Consider the following 5,880-nt stretch of genomic DNA (forward strand, 5'->3'; position numbering starts at 1 on the left):
CGTTGAGGTCGAGCACTTTTGGAGCGATTGTCTGCTTGCGGGCAAAGGCTAATAATTGTTTGGTGAGGTTGGTCGAACGTTTTGCGGCCTGATGGATCTCATTCATGTGGACAATAAGTGGATCTGCTTTATCTAAACCATTCAGGATCATTTCTGTGTGTCCAAGGATGATGCTCAGCATATTGTTGAAATCATGCGCCACACCACCGGCGAGTCTCCCCACCGATTCCAGCTTTTGAGCTTGAAACAGCTGCACACGCAGTTTTTCTCGCTCCTCCTTTGCCTGCTTGCGCTCGGTGATGTCTATAATGGATCCGACAAAACCCTCGTACACTCCATTTTTGTCGAGGACGGGGACACAACTGAAGTAAGTCTCGATCAGGCAACCGTTCTTGCGAGTCAGCGTATTTTCTCCGACAATGGGCTCCCCGGAAAGCAAAAGCGCTACATTCTCGTCGCTGATTGTCTTGGCTTTGCTGGGAGGGTAAAGAGTATCCAGTGACAAGCCGTTCAATTCATCCAGAGGATAGCCAGTCAATTCTGCGGTCTTCGTATTTGCAAAAGTTATATGCCCTTCGACATCGACCTGATATACTCCCTGTAGAGAGGCTTCCATTATTGTTCTGTATTGCTGACCCTTTTCCTGCAGGTCCTTTGCGGCCCTCTTGCAGTCGGACTCTGCCTGCTCTAATTCCTGGATCCTCTTTTCCAATTCTTCATAAGTCGGGTTTTTATCCAAAGTTGCATCCAAATCATCTTAAAGCAGTATTATCTGGCTCGACTGAATTCACGATTTCTCGCATCGACCGATTATACTCGAATTCAGGCATTTCTAGCAATAGGGATTATTCTCCTGTCGAAAAACACGGTCAAAGACATCGGGCCTGTGGAGTTATGATATAAATACTGGCTTCCAATTGTACTTGAAGTTCTGTTCAGTTCATTAAACACATCGTCCATGTTCAAATCAGACCATGTTTTTCCATCTACGAAGCGGGTTGTATTGTTGTCCTTTTTTAAATCGTGATATATTCGAAACGACTCAAGATCATTCTCGATCCGATCTTTACCGGTCCAGATATCTTCGACCAGAAGATTCAGCTCGCGCCCCCTCGCTCCAGCATGCCTGGATCTGACCAACTCTCCAACAAATCGCAAAGGCTTGACAAACAACTGCATCTTCTCTTTTGCTGACATGACTACCCTTTAATTCAGCAGCAGGCTTCGCTGGTTATACACTTACATCAGTATCTGTTTAAGAAGTGCTTCTAGTGGCGGCACGTTTGTCACGGTGACAAAATACGGTCGATGATCGACCTGCGACATGATCGCAGTAAAATATCGTCCGGTCGCATCCTATGGTTATGCCTTTTGCCTTTTAGCAACTCCGACAAACGCTCCGGTGTCATGGATCAATAAATCAAAATCCAGATCGATTATTTCCCAACCTTTTTCACCGAGTTTGTTCAAATAACTTTCAGCTTCTTCTAATGTGACTTTAGGTGTTTTAAACATACCTTTTTCTGCCTCTGGCAGGTTTTTGGAGTCGATCAGTAAATATTCCCATTTTATCATCGTCGTGCTCCTTTCAATTTAATGTTCTACTCTCCTACTTACACTCATGAGACACACTTATTCAATTATAAGTTCTCACTTGATACTGTAATTGGTTATAACCTGACAACTTTCAGGGGGACAACCGGTTGAGAAGCCTCGGGAAAGGAATGGTGTCCCGTACATGTTTAAGGCCACAGATCCACGAGAGAGCCCTCTCCACGCCCAGGCCGAACCCCGAATGGGGGAATCCGCCATAGCGCCTCAGGTCGAGATACCAGTCAAAGGCCTTTTCGGGCAACTCATGCTCAGCGATCTTCTTTTTAAGAAATTCGAGGTCATAAGCTCTCTGGCCGCCGCCGATGATCTCGCCATACCCTTCGTTCGCCAGAAGATCGACCGAGAGGCTGAGAGTCGGGTCCACAGGATCCGGTTCCATATAAAAGGCCTTGATCGCCGCAGGGAATCGGTGGACGAAGAAAGGCCTGTCGAAATCTTCGGTCAGGACCGTCTCGTCTTTCGCCCCGAAATCGCCGCCGACCTGGAATTCGATTCCCTTTTTCTTCAGGATCCCCGCCGCTTCCATATAACTGATCCTCGGGAAAGGAGACTGCACCTTTTCGAGTGAAGCAACATCCCTCTCGAGGACTCCCGTTAAAAGATCCCTGTGGTCCTCGAGCGAGCGCCCGACGATCTCCACGATAAAGTCCTCGGCAAGTTGCATGATGTCGTCGAGAAGGGCGAAGGCGACTTCGGGCTCCACCATCCAGAACTCGATCAGATGCCTTCTTGTCTTCGACTTTTCCGCCCTGAAAGTAGGGCCGAAGCAGTATACCTTCCTGAACGCTGCCGCGGTCGCCTCGTTATAGAGCTGTCCGCTCTGTGTGAGATATGCCTTGTCACCGAAATATTCTGTCTCGAAGAGAGTGGTCGTCCCTTCACAGGCGTTCGGTGTGAATATCGGTGTATCGCAGAGGATGAATCCCCTGTTGTCAAAGAAATCACGAATATACCTGACCAGGCTGGCCCTGATCCTGAGAACGGCGTTCTGTTTCGGGACTCTCAGGGCGAGGTGCCTGTGGTCCATAAGGAATGTGTCACTGTGTTCCTTGTCTCCGACCCCTGTATGTGTTATCGGATATGGCTCGGCTACCTGGATCACCTTTATACCTGTCGCTCCCAGCTCATATCCACCCGGAGCCCGCACATCCTCACGGACCGTTCCGGTGATCTCGAACGACGACTCCTGCGTAAGGGCTCTGGCCTGCTGGAAAAGCTCGTCGCCGATGACCGATTTCTCTACTATACACTGAATCAGGCCGGTGCCGTCCCTCATCTGAATGAAAAGGATCTTTCCACTGGAGCGCATATTCTCCAGCCAGCCTTTCAACAAGACTTCCTGCCCGGTGTACTGACCAATTCCGATTATTTCTGCCGGCTGCATAGCACTCTCCTTTCCAATCTGTTGAAAAACGTCCCTGACCATCCGGAACCTATATCTATTTAACATCCTTACCGTCTTTTGTAAAGAGAATAGAAATCTGACTTTTCCTTTAAGCGACACGGCACGATTATTGCCGATGAGCCATCTGAAGGAACATCCTGAATCGAAAATTCCGAGAGGGGATCGCGAAAATCCGTGAATCGTGTATTTTTTCAAGAAGTTAAGGCGAGCCACATATGTACGGCCCTGCTGAGTGTCATCGTATCGGTTGCATTCTGCATGCCGGCCATTGCTAACTCGTTGGATAATATATCCAATCCGAACCTTAAGGAATTCACGAACAGCGAACTCCGCAGAGGAGCTCCATCTCTCTACACCACTTCGAGGGTCCTGTACCGTGACGCTATCGAAACTCTCGAAAGCGGAGACTGGGAAAAAGCTAAAGAAAAGCTGACCCTCTGTGCCGCAATATCTGGTGATTACGCCGCCCCGATGTTCACGCTGGCTCGAATCGAACTATTACATGCTCATCCCGATTTCCTCTATCATCTTATTGAGGGGATCAAGAGGACAGCTGGCAATTATCACCGCCAGTCGTTACTTGCCATCAATTTTGTCTTCTGGATAGTATGTGCGGCCATTATCACTCTCCTCATGACTATGGCTATCCTTCTCTGGAAGTACTGGCGACTGATAGATCACCGTATCAGCGAATCGTACTCGAAAAGATTCGCATTCCCTCCGGGAAGATTCATCGGCGGCCTGATTATAATCTCGCTTCTGTTCATGAGGCTGGGTATCGCCATCTATGCTTCGATGCTTATCCTCTGCCTGTGGCCTCTTGTCAACAGGAAGGAAAAGGCGGTCCTGTCTTTCCTGACAGTACTGGTCATCGTTCTCTCCCTGGCGGCACCGTTCAGCAATGTTTTCGTGCCGGCGGTGGACGAGGAAAGTATAACCCGGAAATTCTCGATGATGAACATGTCGGGAGTAGACGGAGACCTGTACAATTCAATAGCAGCGATCGACAATGGAGATTTCATTGCAGAAAAAGACTTCGCTCTGGGAACATTAAACTACAGGTTGGGCCGGTACGATATGGCAAGACAGGCCCTGCTCTCATCCGTTTCCCGCAGATCTGATTTCCCCCAGGCCTATCTGAACCTGGGAAACGTCTATTTCATGCAGGCCGATTACAACAAGGCCCTTGCCGGTTACCAGAACGTCATATCAATCGATTCGACCAGCGCCCTGGCCCATTTCAACATAGGCCAGGCATATATAAACAAGATGCTTTTCGCCCAGTCGAGCCGGTCTCTCAAGAAGGCTAGTGAAGAGGGCATAGAAAAATACAGGGCAGGGCATCCGGCCGTGATGCTGGGGGACCTTACCGTGTACGATGAGGGATTTCCCACATCCGAGCTATGGTCGATTGCCTGGCGCGAAAGCAGTGGACAGAACGACATTCTGCTCGACAGGCTACTCAGGCCCTACCTTCTAATTCCATTCGAATGGCTGGGATATATTTTGGCGACTGCCTTGCTGGCTGCGCTGATCCTCTCGCGGAAGACCCCTGAAATATTCACTGCCTTTAACTGCGATAACTGTGGAGCCGCGACCTGTCCGGAATGTTCGGACGACACGACTGGCCTCAAACTCTGCGTCGACTGCTCACGCACTATAAGAGGCCTCTCTTCGGTAAAGGTAATGGAAGCTCTTCTGAGACATCGCAGACAGAAGATCTCGGGCGGCAGAAGTTCCCGAAAAAGACTGAAGACGGCATTTGTGTCAGGCTCTGCCTGGCTGATGTCCGGAAAGACTCACCGCGGTGTCGTTGCGATCTATGTAGAGACCTCGGCTGCTCTCGCGCTTTTATGGTCCGGATCATACTTCGCTGATCCAAGGGGACTCCCCATCACCGACCCGATCTTCAGGGTCATTCTCCTGATATCCACGATCCTGGCCATCCACCTGATCTCACTGAGAGTAAGGCCCGCAATGGAACAGAAGAATTTCCGGGTCCTTCCTCCAGATTTCAGGATCGATCCAGTCGTTGATGAAGGAATAGCGGCCGGGCAGACCACTCCGGTCGAACCAAATACGAACGAACAGAAATTCGAGGCATTTCTCGATTCGCTATAGGACTCATCGTACGACGGAAAGGACACCAGATGGCGCTGGAAGGAAACGCAAAAGACTTTGGATTGAGCGAGATTTTCCAGCTGATCTCTATTCAGAAGAAATCGGGAATGCTCTCGATCACCGCGGAAGATAACATCGCGATCTTCTTCCAGGACGGAATGATCATATCTACAAGAGACAGGCGCAACAAATCGAAGGATCCGCTAAAAGACTATCTACTCCGATACGGCTTCATCGCCCGCGACGAGATGAACAACCTTCAGCAGATACAGTCTGGATCGAATATGGATCTCACAGAGATTCTCCTGTCCGAAAAGTATTTTTCTGAAGACGAATTGAGGGCCATCTTTTCCGAACAGGTATATGAATCGGTCCACGAAGTCCTGAGCTGGCCGAAGAGCCAGTACAAGTTCATCATCGGCAAGAACGTCCTGTCCGGGATCAAATCGTACGCTTCTCTCAAGGTAGAGGGCGTTCTGATGGAAAGCATGCGCAGGATAGATGAGTTCCCCGAGATGCGGAGAATATTCCCCAGCGAAGACATGATCTTCCAGAAAAACCCCTCATCCTCATCCAATAAGGAAACCACCCTCGCTGGAAACGAAGAGGTCATCTATGATCTTCTCCAGCAGGAGAGGACTCTCGAGTACCTTGTCTCGCACTCGAGAATGGCGAGGTTCTGTACGTATGAATCGCTGAAACGTCTTCTTGAGACCGGATTCCTCGAATTCAGGGAAGCG

General features: G+C 49.5%; 6 protein-coding genes. 2 read left to right on the forward strand and 4 right to left on the reverse strand.

Features of this window, described 5'->3' with window-relative positions; translation table 11 throughout:
* From KOO63_15275 to asnS, 4 genes are all read right to left on the reverse strand, one after another.
* On the reverse strand, nt 1-739 hold a 739-nt coding region (locus tag KOO63_15275), incomplete at its 3' end, for a PAS domain S-box protein (protein MBU8923179.1).
* A gap of 83 nt (nt 740-822) precedes the next feature.
* Complete coding sequence (locus KOO63_15280) at nt 823-1,197, reverse strand: hypothetical protein (GenBank protein MBU8923180.1); 375 nt, start codon at nt 1,195-1,197, stop codon at nt 823-825.
* 165 nt (nt 1,198-1,362) lie between these two features.
* On the reverse strand, nt 1,363-1,575 hold the full coding sequence (locus KOO63_15285; GenBank protein MBU8923181.1) for a hypothetical protein: 213 nt from the start codon (nt 1,573-1,575) through the stop codon (nt 1,363-1,365).
* 112 nt (nt 1,576-1,687) lie between these two features.
* Complete coding sequence (gene asnS, locus KOO63_15290; protein MBU8923182.1) at nt 1,688-2,998, reverse strand: asparagine--tRNA ligase; 1,311 nt, start codon at nt 2,996-2,998, stop codon at nt 1,688-1,690.
* A gap of 195 nt (nt 2,999-3,193) precedes the next feature.
* Between asnS and KOO63_15295 the strand changes: the two genes are divergently transcribed.
* Nucleotides 3,194-5,140, forward strand: a complete 1,947-nt coding sequence (locus KOO63_15295) for a hypothetical protein (protein MBU8923183.1) — start codon at nt 3,194-3,196, stop codon at nt 5,138-5,140.
* Nucleotides 5,141-5,169: 29 nt separating this feature from the next.
* On the forward strand, nt 5,170-5,880 hold a 711-nt coding region (locus tag KOO63_15300), incomplete at its 3' end, for a DUF4388 domain-containing protein (GenBank protein MBU8923184.1).

The organism is Candidatus Latescibacterota bacterium (assembly GCA_019038625.1).
Lineage (GTDB): Bacteria > Krumholzibacteriota > Krumholzibacteriia > Krumholzibacteriales > Krumholzibacteriaceae > JAGLYV01.

Excerpts from the sequence above, each read along its gene's own strand:
- KOO63_15280 (MBU8923180.1), bottom strand. The coding sequence starts at position 1,197 with ATGTCAGCAAAAGAGAAGATGCAGTTGTTTGTCAAGCCTTTGCGATTT.
- KOO63_15285 (MBU8923181.1), bottom strand. The coding sequence starts at position 1,575 with ATGATAAAATGGGAATATTTACTGATCGACTCCAAAAACCTGCCAGAG.
- asnS (MBU8923182.1), bottom strand. The coding sequence starts at position 2,998 with ATGCAGCCGGCAGAAATAATCGGAATTGGTCAGTACACCGGGCAGGAA.